The 20,704-nt window shown below is 68.4% G+C and carries 17 protein-coding genes and 1 pseudogene; 10 read left to right on the forward strand and 8 right to left on the reverse strand.

Translation table 11 applies throughout. The features are described 5' to 3' along the window. Window positions 1-91: 91 nt before the first annotated feature. Window positions 92-610 carry a protease adaptor protein RcdA gene (rcdA, locus tag VEB62_RS00290; protein WP_324794372.1) on the forward strand — a complete coding sequence of 173 codons (519 nt, stop codon included), beginning with the start codon at window positions 92-94 and terminating at the stop codon, window positions 608-610. Window positions 611-613: 3 nt separating this feature from the next. Here the strand turns inward: rcdA and VEB62_RS00295 are convergent, their stop codons facing one another. Both VEB62_RS00295 and rpmE read right to left on the reverse strand, forming a co-directional pair. Continuing rightward, window positions 614-2,176 carry a L,D-transpeptidase family protein gene (locus VEB62_RS00295; protein ID WP_324794343.1) on the reverse strand — a complete coding sequence of 521 codons (1,563 nt, stop codon included), beginning with the start codon at window positions 2,174-2,176 and terminating at the stop codon, window positions 614-616. A 161-nt stretch (window positions 2,177-2,337) separates the two neighbouring features. Next, complete coding sequence (rpmE, locus tag VEB62_RS00300; RefSeq protein WP_324775138.1) at window positions 2,338-2,562, reverse strand: 50S ribosomal protein L31; 225 nt, start codon at window positions 2,560-2,562, stop codon at window positions 2,338-2,340. Between the two features lie 132 nt (window positions 2,563-2,694). Between rpmE and VEB62_RS00305 the strand changes: the two genes are divergently transcribed. Both VEB62_RS00305 and VEB62_RS00310 read left to right on the forward strand, forming a co-directional pair. Beyond that, window positions 2,695-4,545: an ABC transporter transmembrane domain-containing protein gene (locus VEB62_RS00305; RefSeq protein WP_324794344.1), complete on the forward strand. Its 1,851-nt coding sequence runs from the start codon at window positions 2,695-2,697 to the stop codon at window positions 4,543-4,545. Window positions 4,546-5,010: 465 nt separating this feature from the next. After that, the gene (locus tag VEB62_RS00310; RefSeq protein ID WP_324794345.1) at window positions 5,011-5,436 is read left to right on the forward strand and encodes a hypothetical protein; all 426 of its coding nucleotides are present in this window, start codon (window positions 5,011-5,013) and stop codon (window positions 5,434-5,436) included. 1,431 nt (window positions 5,437-6,867) lie between these two features. On the opposite strand, the gene VEB62_RS00315 is transcribed toward VEB62_RS00310, so the two are convergent. The 4 genes from VEB62_RS00315 to VEB62_RS00330 form a co-directional block, all read right to left on the reverse strand. Beyond that, a complete protein-coding gene (locus VEB62_RS00315; protein WP_324794347.1) occupies window positions 6,868-8,646 on the reverse strand; it encodes an ATP-binding protein in 1,779 nt (592 codons plus the stop codon). Continuing rightward, window positions 8,643-9,803 (reverse strand): FIST signal transduction protein, encoded by a 1,161-nt coding sequence (locus tag VEB62_RS00320; protein WP_324794349.1) that lies wholly within the window; start codon window positions 9,801-9,803, stop codon window positions 8,643-8,645. The genes VEB62_RS00315 and VEB62_RS00320 overlap by 4 nt, the downstream gene beginning before the upstream one ends. A gap of 230 nt (window positions 9,804-10,033) precedes the next feature. After that, window positions 10,034-11,077, reverse strand: coding sequence for a 2OG-Fe(II) oxygenase (locus tag VEB62_RS00325; protein ID WP_324794351.1), 1,044 nt, complete (start codon window positions 11,075-11,077; stop codon window positions 10,034-10,036). 46 nt (window positions 11,078-11,123) lie between these two features. Further along, window positions 11,124-11,699 (reverse strand): superoxide dismutase family protein, encoded by a 576-nt coding sequence (locus VEB62_RS00330; RefSeq protein ID WP_324794353.1) that lies wholly within the window; start codon window positions 11,697-11,699, stop codon window positions 11,124-11,126. Between the two features lie 125 nt (window positions 11,700-11,824). Between VEB62_RS00330 and gyrA the strand changes: the two genes are divergently transcribed. The 5 genes from gyrA to VEB62_RS00355 are packed head-to-tail and all read left to right on the forward strand — an operon-like array spanning window position 11,825 to window position 17,754. Continuing rightward, window positions 11,825-14,614, forward strand: coding sequence for a DNA gyrase subunit A (gene gyrA / locus VEB62_RS00335; protein WP_324794355.1), 2,790 nt, complete (start codon window positions 11,825-11,827; stop codon window positions 14,612-14,614). A gap of 17 nt (window positions 14,615-14,631) precedes the next feature. Then, window positions 14,632-15,435: an aminotransferase class IV gene (locus tag VEB62_RS00340; RefSeq protein ID WP_324794357.1), complete on the forward strand. Its 804-nt coding sequence runs from the start codon at window positions 14,632-14,634 to the stop codon at window positions 15,433-15,435. A 49-nt stretch (window positions 15,436-15,484) separates the two neighbouring features. Further along, on the forward strand, window positions 15,485-15,967 hold the full coding sequence (gene coaD, locus VEB62_RS00345; protein WP_324794359.1) for a pantetheine-phosphate adenylyltransferase: 483 nt from the start codon (window positions 15,485-15,487) through the stop codon (window positions 15,965-15,967). Between the two features lie 7 nt (window positions 15,968-15,974). After that, the gene (locus VEB62_RS00350) at window positions 15,975-16,829 is read left to right on the forward strand and encodes a peptidylprolyl isomerase (protein WP_324794361.1); all 855 of its coding nucleotides are present in this window, start codon (window positions 15,975-15,977) and stop codon (window positions 16,827-16,829) included. A 31-nt stretch (window positions 16,830-16,860) separates the two neighbouring features. Next, window positions 16,861-17,754 carry a peptidylprolyl isomerase gene (locus VEB62_RS00355; protein WP_324794363.1) on the forward strand — a complete coding sequence of 298 codons (894 nt, stop codon included), beginning with the start codon at window positions 16,861-16,863 and terminating at the stop codon, window positions 17,752-17,754. A 6-nt stretch (window positions 17,755-17,760) separates the two neighbouring features. Here the strand turns inward: VEB62_RS00355 and VEB62_RS00360 are convergent, their stop codons facing one another. Next, a complete protein-coding gene (locus tag VEB62_RS00360; protein WP_324794374.1) occupies window positions 17,761-18,873 on the reverse strand; it encodes a Ppx/GppA phosphatase family protein in 1,113 nt (370 codons plus the stop codon). Window positions 18,874-19,020: 147 nt separating this feature from the next. Between VEB62_RS00360 and hspQ the strand changes: the two genes are divergently transcribed. Both hspQ and phhA read left to right on the forward strand, forming a co-directional pair. Beyond that, a complete protein-coding gene (gene hspQ, locus VEB62_RS00365; RefSeq protein ID WP_324794364.1) occupies window positions 19,021-19,335 on the forward strand; it encodes a heat shock protein HspQ in 315 nt (104 codons plus the stop codon). A 76-nt stretch (window positions 19,336-19,411) separates the two neighbouring features. Continuing rightward, on the forward strand, window positions 19,412-20,305 hold the full coding sequence (gene phhA, locus VEB62_RS00370; RefSeq protein WP_324794366.1) for a phenylalanine 4-monooxygenase: 894 nt from the start codon (window positions 19,412-19,414) through the stop codon (window positions 20,303-20,305). A gap of 16 nt (window positions 20,306-20,321) precedes the next feature. Here the strand turns inward: phhA and VEB62_RS00375 are convergent. After that, window positions 20,322-20,704, reverse strand: a pseudogene (locus VEB62_RS00375) (acyltransferase family protein); the annotation flags it as partial.

Raw genomic sequence — 20,704 nt, forward strand, 5'->3', positions numbered from 1 at the left:
CTGGCATGGCCGTTGCAAGCGCCTCGGCTACCGCGCGAAACCGTGCCGGTCGTGATACGGATGCGCCTGCCCCATGAGTCTGACCGAGTTGATGCCCAGCGACGACCTGATCATCCCTACGCCCGCCGGACGCAACCGCGCGGCCGTCGTCGACGACTTCGCCCGGTCGGAGTTGTTCGACCGCACATTCCGGGAGGGGATGGAGCTGGTCGAGGAGACCGCGGCCTATCTGGACGGGGATGGCCGGCGAGAATCCAAGCTGCTGTCCCGGGCTACGGCCCTGGCCTATGCTGGCGAGAGCATGAAGCTGACCACCCGGCTGATGCAGATCGCCTCATGGCTGCTGGTCCAGCGGGCGGTGCGAGAGGGCGACATGACCGCCAGCGCGGCGTGCGAGCCCCGCTATCGGCTGGCCGAGCGCAAGATCGAAACGGACCCGACGCACCCCGACCTGCCGATCGCGCTGATCGAATACGTGGTCCGGGCCGAGAAACTGTACGACCGCGTGCTCCATCTCGACCGGCGCATGTATCTGGATGCGCCGGAGGAAGAGGCCGTCAACCCGGTGCAGAGCCAGCTGGACCGGCTGACGGCGGCGTTCCGGCAGTAGGGACTACGGCCCGACGTCGTTCGCCACGTTGCGGCCGTCGTCGACCGGCTTGGGCAGACTGACGGCGATGCCGAGGGCCTCGGCCAGCTTGTCGTCACGCCCGTAGACGTCCTCGCGGAAGGCGACGCGGCCCTGACCGTCGACGAAGGCGGTCCAGTACAGCAGGCGGACGGTGATCTCGCGGCCGGTCTGGATACGCTTGGTTTCGCGGCTGTCCTGGGCTTCGTCGAACTGGGCCAGCAGGGCAGGATCGGGCGACAGCAGCAGACGGGCGAACTCGACCGCGTCCTGGACCCGCACGCAGCCGTGGCTGCGCTGGCGCATGGACAGGTTGAAGGCGGCCTTGGACGGCGTGTCGTGCAGGAAGATGGCGTAGCTGTCGCGCAGCTCGAACTTCACATAGCCGAGCGCCGCCGTGGGCCCGGCGCGCTGCACGACGGTTCCGGACTCGGTGATGAACATGTTCTGGCTGGCCAGATAGCCCGGGCCGCGCGGCAGGATCTCGTTGCGGGCGATCGAGGCGGGCACGTACCAGGGCGGGTTGGCCACGACCGAGGCGAACTGCTTTTCGAGGCTGGGCGTCTGGTTGGTCGGCGAGCCGCAGACGACGCGGTTCGAGTGAACCGGCTTGCCGTCCTTCCAGTAGACCATGATCGCTGCAGCGGTGTTGACCTCGATCCGCTCGGGCGCAAGGTCGCGCTTCAGCCAGCGACGGCGTTCCAGGTTGAGCGCGATCTGGCGGGCGCGATCCTCGGCCGAGGCTGACAGGGAGCGCTGGGTGCCCGTGCCGATGCGGCCGTCGGAACCCAGTCCGTGCCGGACCTGGAAACCCTTTACCGCTTCCTCGAGCTCGGGACCGTAGAGCGTGCCCATCGACGCCAGCCGGGCGCCGTCGGTCGCGGACAGATCGCCCTCGGCGACGAGGCGCTGGATCAGAATGGGGATGCGGGCGTCGCTGGTCCCCGGTTCGATGGTCGGCCCAACCTGGAAGGTCGGCCAGCCGCGGCCGTCGCGGATCATCCGGCGATAGCGCACATAGCCGGCCGAAAGGTTCGAATAACCGATGTCGGTCGGGGCCAGCGCCTCGAACCAGTCCACCAGACGATTCTGGGCGAGGGCGTCGTTGAGCCCGACGGGCAGGTCGACGCGGTTCTTCTGCATCTCCCACAGATCTTCGACCGTCTCGGGCCGCACCCGGCCTTCGGCCAGCACACGGCCGTAGCCCAGGGCCGCCGCCGTGGTGCGCATCTCGGCCGCCGCAGGGACGGCGGCCAGGGCGTCGAAGTCGAAGAAGTCGCCCTGCGACAGGCCGTGGCGCTCGGCGCGTCCGGCGGCGCCCCGGAGGGCCTGCAGGCGTTCCGGAGTCCACACCGGCCGCCAGCCGTTCAGCTCGTAGAAGGCGCGGACGTCGGGCTGGACCGTCGCCGGCAGCCGGGCCAGCTGGTCATTGAAGCTGTCGTAAAAGGCGACCGACGCCGGATCACGGGTCTGCGCCCTCACGGCGAACCCGCTTGCCGACGCGATGGCCGCCGCCGCCGCGCCCAGACCCAGTTGCCGTCGATTCATCACTGCTGCTCTTCGCCCGATTCCACGCAGGACCCTGCGTCCACGCCCCGATGGTCCAACGCGGCCATGTTATCGGCGTTCCGGGGAAACAAAAAGGCGCCGGTCCGGGGACCGACGCCTTCGTGAACGTCCTGGCGGGGACTGTGACCCGAAAACCAGACCTACTTCTTGATGAAGCCGCCGAACTTGTTGTTGAAGCGCGAGACGCGGCCGCCGCGGTCCATCAGCTGCTGGTTGCCGCCGGTCCAGGCCGGGTGCGTCAGCGGGTCGATGTCCAGGTTCAGGACGGCGCCTTCCTTCTGGTAGGTGGAGCGCGTCTTGTAGGTCGTACCATCCGTCATCGTCACGGTGATGAAGTGGTAGTCGGGGTGCGTATCGGCCTTCATGGTCGTTGTCCGGTCTCTGCGCGATGACGATGCCGACCGTCGGTGCGCGAAAATGAGAAATCCCGCCAAGGAGGGCGGGAATGAGCGGCGGCGTTTACACCGGGGGCCGTTCCGGGGCAAGAGGCGCGCGCCATGACAGACACGACCGCCCCTGCTCCCGACGTCGCCGACCTTCACGGGCGGCCCGGCGCGGGCGCGCTCCTGGTCGAGCAGATGAGCGAGGCGGGCGCCCGGCGGGCGAAGCGGCGGGACATCCGCCCCCTGGGCCGGCTGCTGCCCTACGCCCTGCGGCACAAGGGGCATATGGCCATGGCGGGGGTCTGGCTGATCCTGTCCACGGCCGCCTCGCTGGCCCTGACGGTGACCGCGCGCGGGGCGATCGACAACGGTTTCGAGAACGGCGGAGCGCAGCTGAACCTGTGGTTCATGGTGCTGGCGGTGAATGCGCTGTTTCTCGGCCTCGCCACGGCCGTCCGCTATTTCTTCGTCACCAAAACCGGCGAGCGCGTGATCGCCGATGTGCGCAAGGGGCTGTTCGAGCGAATCCTGACGCTGGACCCGGCCTTCTACGCGCAGATGCGCACGGGCGAGGTGCTGTCGCGCCTGACCACCGATATCGCCCTGGTCGAGACCCTGCTGACGACGTCGGTGTCCTACGCCCTGCGCAACGCCCTGACCCTGATCGGGGGAACGGTGCTGCTGTTCGTGGTCAGCCCCAAGCTGACCGGACTGGTCCTGCTGGTGGTGCCGCTGCTGCTGGGACCGCTGTTCCTGTTCGGGCGCAAGGTCCGGCGGCTCACCGTGGCCTCGCAGGACCGGTTCGCCAGCGCTGTCGGCTTCGCCGGCGAGAGCGTCGACGCCATCGAGACGGTGCAGGCCTTCGGGCGCGAGAAGAGCGCCATCGCCCGGTTCGGCGACGCCGTCGAGGCGGCGTTCGGCGTGTCGCTGGTCCGCATCCGGGCCCGGGCCCTGATGACCGCCATGATCATTGTGGTGATGTTCGGCGGCGTGACGCTGGTGCTGTGGCTGGGCGCGCAGGACGTGATCGCCGGGCGGATGACGCCGGGGGCCCTGCTGCAGTTCGTGCTGCTGTCGGTGTTCGCGGCGGGCGCGGTCGGAGCGCTCGGCGAGAGCTGGGGCGACGTGCAGAAGGCCGCGGGGGCCATGGAGCGGATCGACGAACTGATGCGTAGCACGCCGGCGATCGCGCCGCCCGCCGCGCCGCGAGCCTTGCCGCAGCCGCCCATCGGCGAGGTGTCGATGTCGGCGGTGCGGTTCAGCTATCCGGGGCGACCCGACCTGCCGGCGCTGAAGGGGTTCTCGCTGACCGTCCGGCCCGGCGAGACCGTGGCGCTGGTCGGCCCGTCGGGGGCGGGCAAGAGCACCGTCTTCCGCCTGCTGCTGCGCTTCTACGATCCCCAATCCGGCGTGGTGTCGGTGGATGGCGTCGACGTGCGCGAAGCGGATCCGGTGGCGGTGCGCGACCGCTTCGCCTGGGTCTCGCAGGAGGCGCCGCTTTTCTCAGGTTCCGCGAGCGAAAACATTCGCTTCGGCCGGGAAGCCGCCAGCCTGGATGACGTCCGGACCGCCGCCGCCGAAGCCCAGGCCCTGGGGTTTATCGACGCCCTGCCGCAGGGGTTCGACACCCCGCTGGGCGAGCGCGGCAAGAGCCTGTCGGGCGGCCAGCGCCAGCGCATGGCCATCGCCCGCGCCCTGGTTCGCGACGCCCCGATCCTGCTGCTGGACGAGGCGACCTCGGCCCTCGACGCCGAGAGCGAGCGGCTGGTGCAGAGGGCGCTGGACCAGGCCATGGAGGCCCGGACCACCATCGTCATCGCCCACCGCCTCGCCACCGTCCTGCGGGCCGACCGCATCGTGGTGATGGAGGACGGGCAGGTGGTGGAGGAGGGGACCCATGCCGCCTTGAAGGCGCGCGGCGGCCTGTACGCCCGGCTGGCGGAGCTGCAATTCCGGGCGGACTGACCCTGTCGCCCAAAAATCGCGAAACCCTGTCATCCCGACACATTCGAGCGGCCGGTCCTGGGCGGAGCGACGCTTCATGACGATGTCAAAGACCGATACCGTGCACTGTAGGGCGAGGGTGCGTCAGGATCGGTCGTGGCGCTTGGTGGCCCGGTGGCGGCGGGAGTCGTCGTCGCGCAAGTGTCAGCGTGGGTTGCCGGCGGGCGCATTATCCCTTTGCGTGACTCCCGGCCCATCGGCGTTCCGCCAGAGCATCGACGCTGGAGGGCGGGGTGCACGGGATGGCAGGGTTTGGCGCCGTTTGGCCGGGATGGCAGGGTCCGGGAATCCACCCCGGAGAGGACACGAGCGAGCGGTGACAGCCTGGGATAAGAGGGCTTCGCTGCGGCCGTCGGCGAGTCCGGATCGACCCAACGCGGACATTCGGAAACCCGCTGAAGCCGGGCAGATGGACCCCGTGTTCCCATGGGCTTTGAGGCGTCGTCACCGCATTTGCGGATGGCGACGACGCCGGTCACAGTCGACAGCATGGAAAGATATCTTTGGCCACATCCAGCGGGCGTAGAAGCGGTGAACGAGCTGCTTCGCCTCCCTGTTCGTGGGACAGAACAAGACTGGGAAATTGAGCTCGCCGATGGCGCCCGGACATCCGGGTTCCTGCAGGCATTCGAAAGCGGCGTCCTCGATCTCGAAGGCCGCAGTGCGCTCGCGTTGCTGATCCTGTTTTCGATCACCTATTCCGAGGTCGATATTGGCCACGAGGACCTCGAAAGAGTCCGACGCGCAATCCGGGGCGACCCGACAGTCCTGCAACGCATGCAAAGCTACTGGGGCAAGGGCTTCGCGGATCACGAGGAAAAGGTGAAGAGTCTGATCCTCCAGGTCTGCTAGCCACCCTTAGGCGCGTCGGCTTCCGACCCATTGCGGACTCCGGCTTCCCAGTAGCCCTCAGCGGGCAGCGGCTCGCTCGAAGTCGCCTACCGCGAACCGGGGTCTGGCGCAGGCGCTTGTGGACAGCGTGCTGCCCTGCGTGCGGGCAAGAACGAGAACTTCTCGTGATTGAACGAAGTCTATACCGCAGGTAGCCCCCCAAGCACCGGGCGCGTGCGCGATCCGCTGAACAGCGCTGTGACCCCCCTTTAATGTGCGGGAGACAACGAACTCAGTCACCAAGTATCCTTCGCGCCCCTTTGTCGAGTCAGGCACGGTCGATACCGCCTGTCCAACGAACGCGATGTCTGCAGCACCTAGTTGATCGGAGGCACTTCTCCAAGTTGGGCAGGAGCATGCCCACGCCACTCCGGCGATCAGCATCAAGGCATTTGCACAGATCAGCGTGGTAATGATGCGCATGACGGCACGTTAGCAAGGGCGCATCGTTTTACCAAAGTCAGCTAACCATCCTTAGGCGACGGTCGGCTTGCGACCCATTGCGGACGTGCAGCATCGGTGAAAAGGTCGAGAAGCTGGAAGCCGCGATTTTAGGTTTGGCCTGAACGGTTATCTGACGGCGAAATGGACGCCCGCGAAGACATGAAAGCTGCTCGGGTTCTTACCTTCGTAGGTCTATGGGTCCTCCTCTGGCTCCTTTTGGTTTTCCTTGGAGCCTCGACGACTTGGTGGCTCGCGGTTCTCATGCTGCCCGTAGCCGCTGTCCCCGCCGTGCTGACCACGCGAGCACTATTTCGGCAAAAGGCTTAGCATCTGACGGCTTTGGTCAGCGCGTCAGGAGAGTCCGCTAATCACCCGCAGGCGACAGTCTGCTCCCGACCCGTTGCGGACATTGCGTGCCTCGGCTCAGGTTGGCGTTGGTGAACGGGGGCCGAGATGCCGAGACTTCTGAGGTGGGTGTCGCAATTTGGATTGATGGTTCTTTGCGCCTGTTCGGGCGTCGGCCAGTCCGATGACAATATGTGGGGGAAGTCGGTCGCTGCACCGGGTCCGTTTTTCGCCGAGCCCGGCGGCGAGTCTCTTGTGTTGCCGACTTCGGTATCTGCGTTGAACGGCTACATCGCCCGCACCGGCGCGATCTCAGATTATAGAGGCCCCGGTCAGACGCTAAGCGCACCGGTTCCGCTTCCTCGATCAATATGTCAGCCGACGATTGAAGCCGTGGTGTTCAGCTATCCTCTCCAGCCCAGCGGTTTTGTGCCGGGTTACACCGCCCACATCACCGGTGGGACAGTTGTGTGTATTGACCGCCGATTTGCTTACACGGGACCATAGCCAACGTCCGCTTCCCACCCATTGCGGTCCGTCGGCTTCCGACCCTTTGCGGACATTCCCTTCGCCATGAAAGGTCGAACCTCCATCTACAGCAGATCACCGCCCCGAATTGGTCCGAGACCTCGGGGCAATCCTCGGCCTGAGCGCGGAAATGCTCGCCGCCAATTCGGCCTGGCGGAACGGTTTGCTCAACCGCGGCATGCCGGGCTCTATTTCGATCGCTTCAGCGTAGCCGGACACGATGAGGACAGGCAGGTCCGGGTCCTGGGAGGTAAGCTGCCGGGCCAACTGAGCGCCGTTCATCCCTGGCATCATATGATCTGTCACGAGAAGGTCAGGGTTGAGGCCGTCATCGAGCAAGCGCAACGCCTCCTCGGCCGAGGCTGCTTCCAGCACGCGGTAGCCGAGGTCCATCAGCATCTGACCGGTGCTCATGCGAACCAGGTCGTCGTCGTCAACAAGCAACGCCGTGCCGAAACCTCGGCATGGGTCGGCGGCATCTCCGGGTTGGTCGTTCGCGTCCGCCGGGACGGCGCTGACCGGAAGCCACAGGTCGACCGTCGTCCCCCGCCCGGGACTGCTTGTAATGGTCAGGTCGCCGTTCTGCTGCAGAGCCAGCCCATGAACCATGGAGAGGCCGAGGCCGGTGCCGTTGCCGACGCCCTTTGTCGAGAAGAAGGGTTCGATGGCGCGTGAAAGCGTCGCGTCGTCCATACCGGCGCCGGTGTCCGACACAGACAGCCGCACATAGCGGCCCGCGCCGAGGCGGCGCGATTTGCCTGAAGGGGTCAATTCCGGCACCGCGGATATCTTCAGCACGCCGCCTTCCGGCATGGCGTCGCGGGCGTTCACTGCGAGGTTCAGGAGCGCCATCTCGAGTTGGTTGAAGTCGGCGGTTACAGGAGGAAGGTCATCCGGCAGTTCAATCCGAACCTCTACTTTTGCGCCGACTGTGCTTGAGATGAGCTGGACCATCTCCTGCACCAGTTGGTTCAAATCGACTGCACCTGGCTGAAGAGGCTGACGTCGTGCGAACGCCAGAAGGCGCTGCACGAGGATTTTCGCCCGCTCGGCGGACTGCAGCGCCCCGTCGACCAGTCTCTGCTCACGCTCGCTGCCCACGCCCCGCCGCATGAGCATGTCCAGGCTGCCGATAATCGGCGAAAGAAGATTGTTGAAGTCATGCGCGACGCCACCCGTCAGCTGACCAATCGCTTCCATTTTCTGGGCTTGTCGCAGGGCGTCCTCCGCTTTCAGGCGCTCGGCGATCTCATCCTGCACACGCAGCTCCAGCGTCTCGTTCAGCAGGCGAAGCTCCTCGTTCAGGCGCGCTGAATCGGACAAGGCATTCCGCAGGGCCAGAGCGTTTCTGGCGAGCTCGGCCCGCGCCCGATCCAGCGACGACGCCAGCGCGGTGGCGCGGCGGGTCACATCGCCCGACGACCGCGCGCTGGCGGCGGCGGCCTCTTCGCGCACCTCCGACCTTAGCAGCGCAAGCATCAAATCGGCGGCGTCGGCAAGGTCGGAGACCAGGACCTGGGGCTCCCCGCCGATGAGCATCAAAACCGCGCCGTCAGGGGCGATGAAAACGTCAGCGGAGGACAGGCTCCGGGCTTCGGGCCAGGCGACGGTTGTGCGGAACTCCCCTCCGCCGGCGCACCGGGCCAGAAGCTCGGTCCAGGTGGGGCCTCCCGGAAGCGTCTGGCGAAAGCCGGGCGCCGGCCGCAGTACGCATAACTCCGGATCCGGCAGCAGGATGAGAAAGTCCAGCGCGCCAAGGCGCCGCGCCAGTGCGGCGGCCTCGGACGCGCGACTCCGTCTGTCGGCCAGAGCCGAGATGAGGCGAATCAGGTCGTGGCCGCTCTGATGGGTCACGCCGGAACAACAACGACCACGGCCGTGCAGTTGTGAAATCCTTCGAACTGACCCTCTGCGCGGGCGATCTGCCCGTGGGTGTTGCACCCGACGAGATCGGCGCCGGCGAGCTGCGCGCGCACTGTGGCGATTTCGTCGCTGAACCGGTCGCCCATCCGGAGCCTGGTCGCCACGCAGTCAAAGAAGAGCGCCGCCTGCGGCTTCATCCCTCCGAGGGCGGCCAGGGCAGCCTGGGTCGCCTCCTGGGCCGCCTCGACGGCTGACGCCGCTGAGGCCCGCATGATGTAGACGACAGCGCCTTCAGGGATCTCGGCGGCGCAAAGGACCGCCCCATCGGCGAGGATCGCCAGGGGCACGCGCAGACGGTGAGAACCACCGCTCTCGATGCCGAGAATATTGTGCAGGAAGAACGGGATCGGCGCCGCGCGATCCAGGCTTTGGCCCGTCGTGGCGGCGTAGGTCTCGAAGATTTCGGCCGCTGGCAGACCATTCAGACTGACAAGCCTCATCCCGTCCGCTTCCGTCACCCGGAAAGGAGTGGATGCAGGCGCCCACCCGTGGCGCACGCCGATGCCGACTGGCTTCGCCGTGAGCATTTCGAGGGCGACGGCGGCGCCATTCAGCACCTCACGACCCAGAAACACCGAGGTGCGTCGAAACTGCGCATTGTCGCCGGCCCCGCCGCCGAAGAACTGATATTGCCCCCCGGTTGCGAGCGTGAGCTCGTCCACCAACAGATCGGCGTGACCAGCCAGGGCGTCAGTCATCACGAGAGCCGACCGGTGCGGGAAGGCGTAATCGGAAAGCCCGGTAAAGCTGGACGTGATCTGCCGGGCCGCTATCGCCGCGCCGCCAGCGACGTCCCGGGCGACGCCGGCTCCGAAGCGCACATCGTCGCCTGCGAGGCCGAGGGCGCAGGCCAGGCCCTCGCCGCGCTCGTGATTCATGAACTCGCCTGCCGATGAGGCGCCGACCACGAGGGCCGAAGGGCAACGAATGGCGAGTTCGTCGAGAAGAGCGACATGGTCATACGAGGGTGCGGCAAAGACCATGAGGGCCTGCGGCTCTCGCCCCAGTCCGCGCGTGATCTCACCCGCCAGCCGTCGTCCGGCCTCGCGGGCGTCATTCACATCAGTGGAAGCTGCCGCAGTTTGCATGGTTTCCCCCCGTCCAGCCCGCTGGCAAGGCGGAGGGAACGTGCGGCCCCTCGTCAGGTTCCGGGGCGATTTCGGGCTTGAGACTAGGGTCAGTCCAGGCGGTGGTGAACGTCCGCTTTCCACCCGTTCCGGCCGTCTGGCCGGTCCGCTTGCGGGATCGCCGCGCGGACGTCCGGTGGGCCGTTCATCCCGCCCTCCGGGCCACCTTTTCCGAGGAGGGCAGAACGGAGCTAGGCCGTCAGCGCCGGATCCAGATATTTCAGGTTCTCCGCGCGGATCTTCGCCGCCGCCTCGTCGTAGAGGAAGGGCAGGAAGGCGAAACGCTCGCCGCGGGTCACCGGCGTCGCCTCGTGCAGGATCGAGCAGGAGAAGACGCAGGCTCCGCCGGGGGGCGGCCGGTAGGTGCGCGAGCCGAACTCGGGGAACCTGAGATCGCCGCCGTCGTAGTCGGCGTTCAGGTTGATCGAGACCGCGAAGCGCCGGTGCGCCGTGCCCTTGGTGGTGTTGTCACGATGCGGCCGGAAGAAGCCGCCGGTCCCGGCGTCGTAGCGGGCGACCAGATAGCGCTCGATCCGGGTCGGCTTGAAGTTGAAGACCTTTTCGATCTGGGGGAGCAGACGGCGCGTCAGGCGCGCCACCACCTGCTTCTGAAGCAGGTCGTCCTCGACGATGACGTCCGAGCGCCGCTTGTGCTGGTCGTTCATCATCAGGGTGGTGACGCCGTCCACCTCGCGCATGAACCCCGACGGCTCGCCGCCGATCTCGCGGTAGAGGGCGATCAGGCGTTCGCAGAAAGCCGGTTCGAAGATGCGCGGCGTGACGAGGACCGGCGCCGTGGCCGGGAAGCCGCCGTGTTCCGCCGGCGACGGGAGCGACGGGATGCGGTCGATCAGCGCGCCGGCCTGGTCCGGATCCACGGCGGCCATGACGTGCAGGGCCGGATCGATCAGGAACCAGCGCCCGGCGTCGCGCGCCTCGTAGAGGTCGGCGACCGCGCCGTCCTCGTCGAACAGGAACCGCAGGCCGGGCAGGGAGTCCTGGCGGGACTTGCGCCCCTTGTCCTTGCCGATGACCACGACGAAGGCGCTGGCATGGACGTCGTTGAAGGCGGCCCGTTGCCGGTGGATCGCCGCGACGGCGGCCGCGACGGCCGGCCCCGCCTTGACGAAGGCGAGCAGCAGATAGCGCCCCGCCGCCGTGTCGAAGACATAGCGGGGGTTGCTCAGCCCCTCGGCCGAGAAGGTCGGGGCGGGATCGCCGTAGAGAAGCGCCATGCGGGCACGATGCCCGGCAAGGCGGCGCCATTACAAGCCCGCCCGGCTATCCGGCGGCCATGACGCCGCAGATCACCCGGGCGCCGGCTCCGCCGATCGGCTGGCTGGTGTGGTCGTCTATGGCGGCGTGGATCACCAGGGCCGAGCCGTCGACGTCCCACAGCCACTGGCCCGGGCCTTCGCCGGCGAGGCGGGCGCGGGTGGTGAAGACCTCGGCCCGGACCCGGCCCCCGGCGTCCGCGAACACATTCGGCAGATCGCCGTCGTCGGGCCCCCGGGGGTTCAGCAGGCCGTGCGGCGCCGCCGGCTCGCCGTGGTTGATATGGGCCCCCGCGGAGGTGAAGGGCGCCGCGCATTGTCCGGTCGCGTGGATGTGGGCCCCGTGCCAGCCGGGGGTCAGGCCGTCCGCCTCGATGCGGATCAGCAGGCCCGTCGGGCCTTGCGTCAGTATGGCGCGACCGACGGTCCGGCCCTCCGCGTTCACCAGCGTCGCCTCGCCGAAATCACCGACCGCGGCCCGCACCGGGATGTCGGCGTAGTTGGTCGCGGTGACGCTGACGCAGGCCGCCAGTGAGGCCGTCAACGGCAGGACGGCGAGGGTGGCGAGCCGGACAAGGCGCATGGTTCAAAATCCCTGTGTGGAAGGGGCGCCGGTCAGCGGCTTCGCTTTGCCACCACAGCCCCCGGATGCTAGAAAACCCTTTAGCGGATCACGTTCCGATTCCGGCCATTTAAAGCCCGATTTCCTTGACCGACGACAGCTATACCAACGCCCTGCCCCCTTCGTCGGGCGCAGGCGGCGATATCTCCACCATCACCATCGAAGACGAGCTGCGCCGTTCGTATCTCGATTACGCCATGAGCGTGATCGTGTCGCGCGCCCTGCCGGATGCGCGTGACGGGCTGAAGCCCGTGCACAGGCGCATCCTGTATTCGATGCACGACCTGAAGATGACGCCTGACCGGCCGTATTCGAAGTGCGCCCGTGTGGTCGGCGACGTTCTGGGCCGGTTCCATCCGCACGGCGACGCCTCGGTCTATATGGCGCTGGTGCGCATGGCCCAGCCGTTTTCGATGGGGCTGATGCTGGTCGACGGCCAGGGCAATTTCGGCTCGGTCGACGGCGATATGCCGGCCTCGATGCGATACACCGAGGCCCGGATGGCCCCGGCGGCCTCGGCCCTGCTGACCGACATCGACAAGGACACCGTCGATTTCCAGCCGAACTATGACGAGAAGGAACTGGAGCCCGTCGTCCTGCCGGCGCGGATTCCGAACCTGCTGGTCAACGGCGCGGGCGGCATCGCCGTCGGCATGGCGACCAACATCCCGCCGCATAACCTCGGCGAGATCATCGACGCCTGCGTCGCCCTGCTGGACAACCCCGACATCGGCGACGACTCCCTGCTGGACATCGTCCCGGGGCCCGACTTCCCGACCGGCGGCGAGATCATGGGCCGCACCGCCCCGCGCAACGCCCTGCGCGAGGGCCGCGGCTCGGTCGTGGTCCGCGGCAAGGCGACGATCGAGACCATCCGCAAGGACCGCGAAGCCATCGTGGTCACCGAGCTGCCGTTCCAGGTCAACAAGCAGACCCTGATCGAGCGGATCGTCGAGATGGTCCGCGAGAAGCGGATCGAGGGGATCTCCGACGTCCGCGATGAGTCCGACCGCGACGGCATGCGGATGGTCATCGAGCTGAAGCGTGACGCTTCGGGCGACGTGGTGCTGAACCAGCTGTGGCGCTTCACCGCCATGCAGTCGTCGTTCGGCGTCAACATGCTGGCCCTGAATCATGGCCGCCCCGTGCAGATGGGCCTGCGCCAGCTGCTGGAAGCCTTCCTGGAGTTCCGGGAAGAGGTGGTTGTCCGGCGGATCAAGTTCGAACTGGCCAAGGCCCGCGACCGCGGCCACGTGCTGGTCGGTCTCGCCGTGGCCGTGGCCAATATCGACGAGGTCATCCACATCATCCGCTCTTCGGCGGACCCGACCGAGGCGCGCGAGCGGTTGCAGGCCAAGGCCTGGCCCGTGGGCGACATGATCGCCCTGATCGAACTGATCGCCGATCCGCGCTCGATGCTGGTCGACGGCGACAAGCTGAACCTGACGGATGAGCAGGCCCGGGCCATCCTCGCCCTGACGCTGAGCCGCCTGACCGGCCTCGGTCGTGACGACATCTTCGGCGAGGCGCGCAGCCTGGCCGACACCATCCAGGGGCATCTGACCCTGCTGAGCGACCGCGCCAACATCCTGGCGGTGATCCGCGAGGACCTGCTGAAGGTGAAGGACGAGTTCGCCGTGCCGCGGCGGACCCTGATCGGCGAGGGCGACTTCGAACTGGAAGACGAGGACCTGATCCCGCGCGAGGACATGGTCGTCACGGTCACCCATGGCGGCTACGTCAAGCGCGTGGCGCTGAACGCCTACCGGACCCAGCATCGCGGCGGCAAGGGCCGCTCGGGCGTGGCGATGAAGGAGGACGACGCCGTCGTCGGCGTGTTCTCGGCCTCGACCCATACGCCGGTGCTGTTCTTCGCCACCAACGGCAAGGCCTACAAGCTCAAGACCTGGCGGCTGCCGCTGGGCAATCCGCAATCGCGCGGCAAGGCCTTCGTCAACCTGCTGCCCATCGAACCGGGCGACAGCATCATGAACGTGCTGCCGCTGCCGGAGGACGAGGCGGACTGGGCGAACTTCGACATCATGTTCGCCACCCGGTCCGGCGACGTGCGGCGCAACAAGCTCAGCGATTTCGCCACGGTGAACCGGGCCGGCAAGATCGCCATGAAGCTGGAGGACGGCGACCGCATGGTCGGCGTGGCCCTGTGCACCGCCGAGGACGACGTCATGCTGACGACGGCGCTCGGGCGGGCCATCCGCTTCAAGGCCGATGACGTGCGGGTGTTCAAGGGCCGCGATTCGACCGGCGTGCGCGGCGTTCGCCTGCAGAAGGACGACGAGGTCATCTCGATGGCCGTGCTGGGCCGGGTCGACGCCACGCCGGAAGAGCGGGCCGCCTACGTCAAACACGCCAACGCCATGCGCCGCGCCGCCGGGGACGAGGACGACACGCCGGTCGAGGCGGACGACGAGGCGGTCGCCGAGGCCGCCCAAGAGGCGCCTTTGGCGGTCGAGCGCATCGCCGAACTGGGCGCCGCCGAGCAGTTCATCCTGACGGTCACCGAGACCGGCTTCGGCAAGCGGTCCTCGGCCTATGAGTACCGGCGCACGGGCCGGGGCGGGCAGGGGCTGACGGCGCATGGCCTCGGCGGCCGCGCGGGCACGCGCCTGGCGGCGTCCTTCCCGGTCGAGGACGGGGACGACCTGCTGCTGGTCACCTCGGGCGGACAGATGATCCGCACCCCGGTGGGGCAGGTCCGTATCGTCGGGCGCTCCAGCCAGGGCGTGACCATCTTCCGCACCGCGGAGGGGGAGAAGGTCGTATCGGTCGAACGGCTGCCGGATTCCGGCGGGGGCGACGAGGCTGATGCGGGTGTGGAGGAGGGCGAAGGCGGAGCGGGCGGCGGCGAGAGCTGATCCCGCCGCTGAACCTCATGGCTGACGCCGCCGAAATCCTGATCGACGGCGCCCCCGCCACCCGGGCGGATTTGATCCACATCGCCCTGGTCAACTACGGCGCCTACACCTCCTTCCGGGTCGAGGACGGCGGCGTGCGGGGCCTGGACCTGCATCTGGCCCGGCTGGAGGCGTCGGCGCTGGAGCTGTTCGGCGAGGCCGTGAGCGAGGCGCGGTTGCGCGACCTGATGCGGGCCGCGCTCGGAGACCGCGACGCCGCCTTTCTTCGCGTCAGCCTGTTTTCGCCCGACATCTGGCCGCGCACCCCCGGCTGGACCGGCGCGCCGAAGGTGATGACCGGCGTCTTTGCCCCGCCCCCGCCGCTGGCCGAGAGCCTGCGCCTGCAGACCCAGGTTTACGCGCGGGAAACGCCGCATCTGAAGCACACGGCCAATTTCGGCCTGATCCGGGCCCGGCGTCTGGCCCGGGCGGCCGGGTTCGACGACGCCCTGTTCGTCGACGCCGGCGGGCGGGTGTCCGAGGGCAGTCTGTGGAACATCGGCTTCGTGAGGGAGGGCGAGGTGGTCTGGCCGCAAGCCCCGATGCTCGCCGGCGTGGCCCAGGCCCTCATCCAGCGCGGATTGGCGGAGGCCGGGATGAACAGCGTGCTCAAGCCCGTCCATCGGCGAGATCTGCCCCGGTTCGACGGGGCCTTCATCTGCAACAGCGCGACACCGGCCTGCGCCGTCGCCTCGATCGACGGGTATGACTTCGACCCGACCGCCGCTCCGCTGGACGCGCTGAGGGCGGCATGGGCTTCACAGCCCTGTCAGCCGATCTAGGCCGCCGGTTTCGCACCTGCTAGACCGCAGGAAAGGCGGGGAGGAACGCATGCGCATCGGCCTGTACCCAGGCACATTCGATCCCGTCACCAACGGGCACATGGACATCATCGGGCGGGCCGTGAAGCTGGTCGACCGGCTGGTCATCGGCGTGGCGCGCAATGACGACAAGGGCCCGCTGTTCACGACCGAGGAGCGGGTGGTCATGGTCCGCGCCGAGGTCGCCCACCTGGGCGCGAAGGTCGAGGTGCGGTCGTTCGACAGCCTGCTGATGCATTTCGCGGAATCGCTGGACGCCAACATTATCGTGCGAGGTCTGCGCGCCGTCTCGGACTTCGAGTACGAATTCCAGATGACGGCGATGAACCAGCGCCTCAATGCCGACATCGAGACGGTTTTCCTGATGGCCGACCCGCGGCACCAGGCCATCGCCTCGCGGCTGGTCAAGGAGATCGCCCGGCTGGACGGCGCGATCGACAGTTTCGTCGGTCCCGAGGTCGCCAAGGCGGTCCGGGCCAGGGTCAAGGGATAGTCCGAGCTTGAACATCGTCACCGCCGCCGCGCTTTCGCTCACGCTGCTGTCCGCCGCGTCCCCCGCCGGACTGGCCGTCGCCCAGACGGCCTCGCCCGCGGACTGGCGCACCGTCGCGCCCGAGAACCTGCTGGTCATCGACACGGCCAAGGGCCGCATCCTGGTCGAACTCGAGCCGCGCATGGCGCCGCTGACCGTGGAGCGGATCCGCACCCTGGCCGACCGGGGATTCTACGACGGACTGAAGTTCCACCGGGTCATTCCGGACTTCATGGCCCAGACCGGCGATCCCCTGGGCACGGGCGCGGGCGGCAGCGACCTGCCCGACGTGCCCGGGGAGTTCCGGTTCCGGCGCGGCCGCGATGCGGGCTTCGTTGCGGTCGTGGCGACGCCGCAGGGACAGGCGGGCCTCGTCGGCTCCGTCCCGGTCGTCACCCAGCCCGACGCGCAGATGATGGTGACGGCGGACTTCAAGACGGGCGCGCAGGGCCTGTTCTGTCCGGGCGTCGCCGGCATGGCCCGCTCCGCGTCGCCGGACAGCGGCAACAGCCAGTTCTTCCTCATGACCGGCGCGAGGGACACGCTGAACGGCGCCTATACGCCGTTCGGCCGCGTCGTGGCCGGGATGGACGTGGTCCGCGCGATCAAGGCCGGCTCGGAGGCGGGGAACGGCCGGGTCGAGGATCCCGACGTGATGACCCGGGCCCGGACCGCGGCGGCCCTGCCCGCAGGCGAGCGGCCGGCCGTGCGCGTGGCTACGGGCGCCGCCCTGCAGCGCGAGGTGGCGCGGGTCCAGGCCGAGCGCGGGGCCGCCTTCACCATTTGCGATGTGCAGCCTCCGGCCGAGGTCGTCGGGGGCTGATCCATACCGTCCGGAATCCTGGGAGGCTGCCATGAAGTCGATATCCGCCGCCGCGCTGGCCGCCATTCTGTTCGCCATGCCCGCCGCGGCCCAGGAGGCCGCTGGACCTCCGCCGCCGCCGCCCGCGCCGACCCCGGAGACCACGATCGCGGCCGTCGAGTGGCGCGCCGTGCCGGCCGAGAACCTGCTGGTCATCGACACCACGCGCGGCCGCATCCTGGTCGAGCTGATGACGGAGGTCGCGCCGCTGCACGTCGAGCGGATCAAGCTGCTGGCCCGGCGCGGCTTCTACGACAACATCCCCTGGCATCGGGTCATCGACACCTTCATGGCCCAGACGGGTGATCCGCTGGGCAACGGCGAGGGCCAGAGCCCGTATCCCGACCTGAAGGCGGAGTTCACCTTCCGCCGTGACCCGACGATGCCTTTCGCGGCCGCGGCCGAGCCTGCCGGCGCCCGCGTGGGCTTCCTGCATTCCCTGCCGATCCAGACCCAGCCGGATGCGGTGTTCTCCACCAGTAGCGACGGCAAGGTGCACGGCTGGGGGCTATATTGCCCCGGCGTGGCCGGCATGGCCCGGGATGAGGGCAACGACACCGCCAACAGCCAGTTCTTCATCATGCGCCAGGCCTATCCGGCGCTGGACAAGCGCTACACCATCTGGGGCATGACGGTGGCTGGCCTCGACGTGGTGCGGTCGCTCCGGGTCGGAGACGGCGACAACGGCATGATGGCGGCCGCCCAGCCTGACCGGATGACCCGGGTGCGGGTCGCGGCCGACATACCCGAGGCGGAGCGGCCTTCGGTGCAGGTGCTGGCCACCGACTCGCCGCGCTTCCGGGCGCTGGTGGACGAGACGCGCGCCATGCGGCGGGCGGACTTCTCGGTCTGCGACGTGACCCTGCCGGTGCAGGTCACGAACTGAGCGGCGTCACCGTCGGCGGCGACGTCGTCTCGGCCGCCGGTCCTCGCGCATCCTCTGCAGAAGCAGTCCCTCGCGCAGGCCGCGGTCGGCGACCCTGACCCGTTCCGAGGGCCAGGCGCGCTGCACCGCCTCCATGATCGCCGCCCCCGCCAGCACCAGATCGGCGCGGTCGGGGCCGATGCAGGATTCGGCCGCGCGTCCGGCAGGGCCCAGCGCCTTCAGGCGGTCCGCCGCCCGTTCGCAGTCGCCCCGCGTCATCCACAGGCCGTCGACCAGGTTGCGCTGATAGCGCCGGAGGCCGAGGTGGATGCCGGCAAGACTGGTGATGGCCCCCGAGGTGCCGACCAGGTGGGCCCGGCCGGCCGCGAACACCACGCGCAGGGCGGGGTCGATCGGCGCGTCGGCCAGGGCCCCGCCCATGTCCGCGACCATGGCTTCATACCAGTCGGTCAGGCCGCCGTTCGCCGCGCCCGACGGTTCCGGATGGCGCTCGGCCAGGGTGACCACGCCGATCGGGGCCGACATCCAGCCCTCCAGCAAAAAGCCGCCTTCGGACCGCTTGAGCCAGCTGAGCTCGGTCGAGCCGCCGCCGACGTCGACGACCAGGACCGCCTCGGCCCTGTCGTCGAACAGGTTGAGGCAGCCCTCGACTGAAAGCTGTGCCTCCTCGGCCGGGTCGATGATGCGCAGCCGCAAGCCGGTGCCCTCCCGGACCCGCTCGATGAAGGCGGCGCCATTGTCGGCCTGGCGGCAGGCCTGGGTGGCGACGGCCATCAGGCGCGTCGACTCCACGCCCTTCTTCGCGACCCGCTCGCCGCACAGGACAAGGGCCTCATAGGCCCGCTCCATGGCCGCGTCGTCCAGCCGCCCGGTGCGCGACAGGCCCTCGCCGAGACGAACGATGCGGCTGAAGGAATCAACGACGCGGAAGCCGTCCCGCGCAGGCCGGGCGATCAGCAGACGGCAGTTGTTGGTCCCCAGATCGAGCGCCCCGTACAGGGGCTGTTCCCGACCTGATGCGCCCGGTCCCTCGGAGGCGCCGCCACGGGCGCGCTGGCCGCCGGACCTGGAACGCTGGGACCGGGGCGCGCCCTCGGGGGCGCCGTCGGTCTCCGGCATGGGCCGAACTTTCACGGTGGGCGGTCCAAAGCGGCGCCCGTCCCGCGTAACCTAGACCCGTCGCGCCGCCCGCGCCAAGGATCGCTGACGCGAAAATGAACGGCCCGATGGTCCTGCCGCTCAGGTTGCGAGGCGCAATCTGCGCTCATGACCAATGAAATCGTCGCCAAATTCGGCCTGGGCCAGATCGTCCGCCACCGCGAAGCGGCCTTCCGCGGCGTGGTGATCGACGTCGATCCGGTGTTCGCCGGCCAACCGGGCGAGACCGGTGCGATCTCGCCCGACCAACCCTTCTACCAGGTGCTGGCCCTTGGCGACGAGGGCGGCTTTATCGCCTATGCATCCGAGGATTCGCTGGAGCAGGATCCAGAGCTGGTGGCGATGACCCGGGATGCCGAGCAGCGGTGGTTCACCGTGGACGCGAACGGCCGGCACGCTCCCAGGTCCCAGGCCATCCACTGACGCTGGCGCCGCCGGCGGCCCGGGCCTAGATTGGCGGTCAGGGACCGCCAGAGTCCGAAGGCAGCAGGAGCGCGCCATGTCCGATTTCGAGCACGTCTTCGAAGCGCCGCCCGAGGGCGCGGCCGCCGACTGGACCATCCCGCAGAATTGGTCGGCGTATTCCGATGTCGAGCATTCGACCTGGGACACGCTCTACGCCCGCCAGATGAGGATCCTGCCGGGCCGCGCCGCCGACGTGTTCCTGAAGGGACTGACGGCGCTGGACCTGAATACCGGCGGCATCCCCGACTTCGGGACCATGAACCCCAAGCTGCAGGCGCTGACCGGCTGGACCGTGGTCTGCGTTCCCGGCCTGGTGCCGGACGAGGTGTTCTTCGATCACCTGGCCAACCGGCGCTTCCCCTCGGGCCAGTTCATCCGCAAGCCGGATCAGCTGGACTACCTGCAGGAACCGGACATCTTCCACGACGTGTTCGGCCATGTGCCGATGCTGACCGACCCCGATTTCGCCGCCTATATGGAGGCCTACGGCAAGGGCGGCCAGCGCGCCGCCTCGCTGGGCATGCTGCAGAACCTGGCCCGGCTGTACTGGTACACGGTCGAGTTCGGCCTGATGCAGGACGCGGACGGCCTGCGCATCTACGGGGCCGGCATCGTCTCGTCGGCGACCGAAAGCGTGTTCGCCCTGGAGGACCCGTCGCCGAACCGGCTGGGCTTCGACCTCGAGCGGGTGATGCGGACGCTGTACCGGATCGACGACTTCCAGCAGGTCTATTTCGTCATCGACTCGCTCGACCGGCTGCTCGCCGACACCCAGCAGGACTTCGGCCCGATCTACGCCCGGCTGAAGGGGGCGGACGACATCGCCATCGACGCCATCCTGCCGACCGACAAGGTCTATTCCGTCGGCACCCAGGCCTACGCCAACGCCGGCGGCCGGTTCGCCGGGAAGAAGACGGCGGCGGCTTGACCCGCCGCCGTCCGCGTCACGCCGTCTCCGTCGCCAGCGCCGGATCGCGGCTCGCCCGCGCGGCTTTCGGCAATGCCTTCAGGCCGAACCAGGGCCGCAGGAAGCCTATCCGCCTCACCAGTTCGTAGGTCCCGAAGCAGCCGGCGAAGGTGATCGCGATCAGCACCGGGACCTCGACCGCCAGCGGCAGGCCGAGTTGGGCCAGGTGGTGGGCGGCGACGACGATGATGGTCTGGTGCATGATGTAGAGGGTGAAGACCGCATCGGTCAGGTAGCGGCGCACCGGTCCGTCGGCGGTGAACCACAGCCGGCCGAAGCCAAGGATGGCGGCGATCGCGGCCCACTGTTCGGCGGCGTAGACCAGCCGCATGCCCGCGCGCAGCAGCTCTGGCGGCTCGG

Origin of the sequence: Brevundimonas sp. (genome assembly GCF_035626975.1) — a bacterium.
Taxonomy (GTDB): domain Bacteria; phylum Pseudomonadota; class Alphaproteobacteria; order Caulobacterales; family Caulobacteraceae; genus Brevundimonas.

Excerpts from the sequence above, each read along its gene's own strand:
- rcdA (WP_324794372.1), top strand. The coding sequence starts at position 92 with ATGCCCAGCGACGACCTGATCATCCCTACGCCCGCCGGACGCAACCGC.
- VEB62_RS00295 (WP_324794343.1), bottom strand. The coding sequence starts at position 2,176 with ATGAATCGACGGCAACTGGGTCTGGGCGCGGCGGCGGCGGCCATCGCG.
- rpmE (WP_324775138.1), bottom strand. The coding sequence starts at position 2,562 with ATGAAGGCCGATACGCACCCCGACTACCACTTCATCACCGTGACGATG.
- VEB62_RS00305 (WP_324794344.1), top strand. The coding sequence starts at position 2,695 with ATGACAGACACGACCGCCCCTGCTCCCGACGTCGCCGACCTTCACGGG.
- VEB62_RS00310 (WP_324794345.1), top strand. The coding sequence starts at position 5,011 with ATGGGCTTTGAGGCGTCGTCACCGCATTTGCGGATGGCGACGACGCCG.
- VEB62_RS00320 (WP_324794349.1), bottom strand. The coding sequence starts at position 9,803 with ATGCAAACTGCGGCAGCTTCCACTGATGTGAATGACGCCCGCGAGGCC.
- VEB62_RS00325 (WP_324794351.1), bottom strand. The coding sequence starts at position 11,077 with ATGGCGCTTCTCTACGGCGATCCCGCCCCGACCTTCTCGGCCGAGGGG.
- VEB62_RS00330 (WP_324794353.1), bottom strand. The coding sequence starts at position 11,699 with ATGCGCCTTGTCCGGCTCGCCACCCTCGCCGTCCTGCCGTTGACGGCC.
- VEB62_RS00340 (WP_324794357.1), top strand. The coding sequence starts at position 14,632 with ATGGCTGACGCCGCCGAAATCCTGATCGACGGCGCCCCCGCCACCCGG.
- coaD (WP_324794359.1), top strand. The coding sequence starts at position 15,485 with ATGCGCATCGGCCTGTACCCAGGCACATTCGATCCCGTCACCAACGGG.
- VEB62_RS00355 (WP_324794363.1), top strand. The coding sequence starts at position 16,861 with ATGAAGTCGATATCCGCCGCCGCGCTGGCCGCCATTCTGTTCGCCATG.
- VEB62_RS00360 (WP_324794374.1), bottom strand. The coding sequence starts at position 18,873 with ATGCCGGAGACCGACGGCGCCCCCGAGGGCGCGCCCCGGTCCCAGCGT.
- hspQ (WP_324794364.1), top strand. The coding sequence starts at position 19,021 with ATGACCAATGAAATCGTCGCCAAATTCGGCCTGGGCCAGATCGTCCGC.
- phhA (WP_324794366.1), top strand. The coding sequence starts at position 19,412 with ATGTCCGATTTCGAGCACGTCTTCGAAGCGCCGCCCGAGGGCGCGGCC.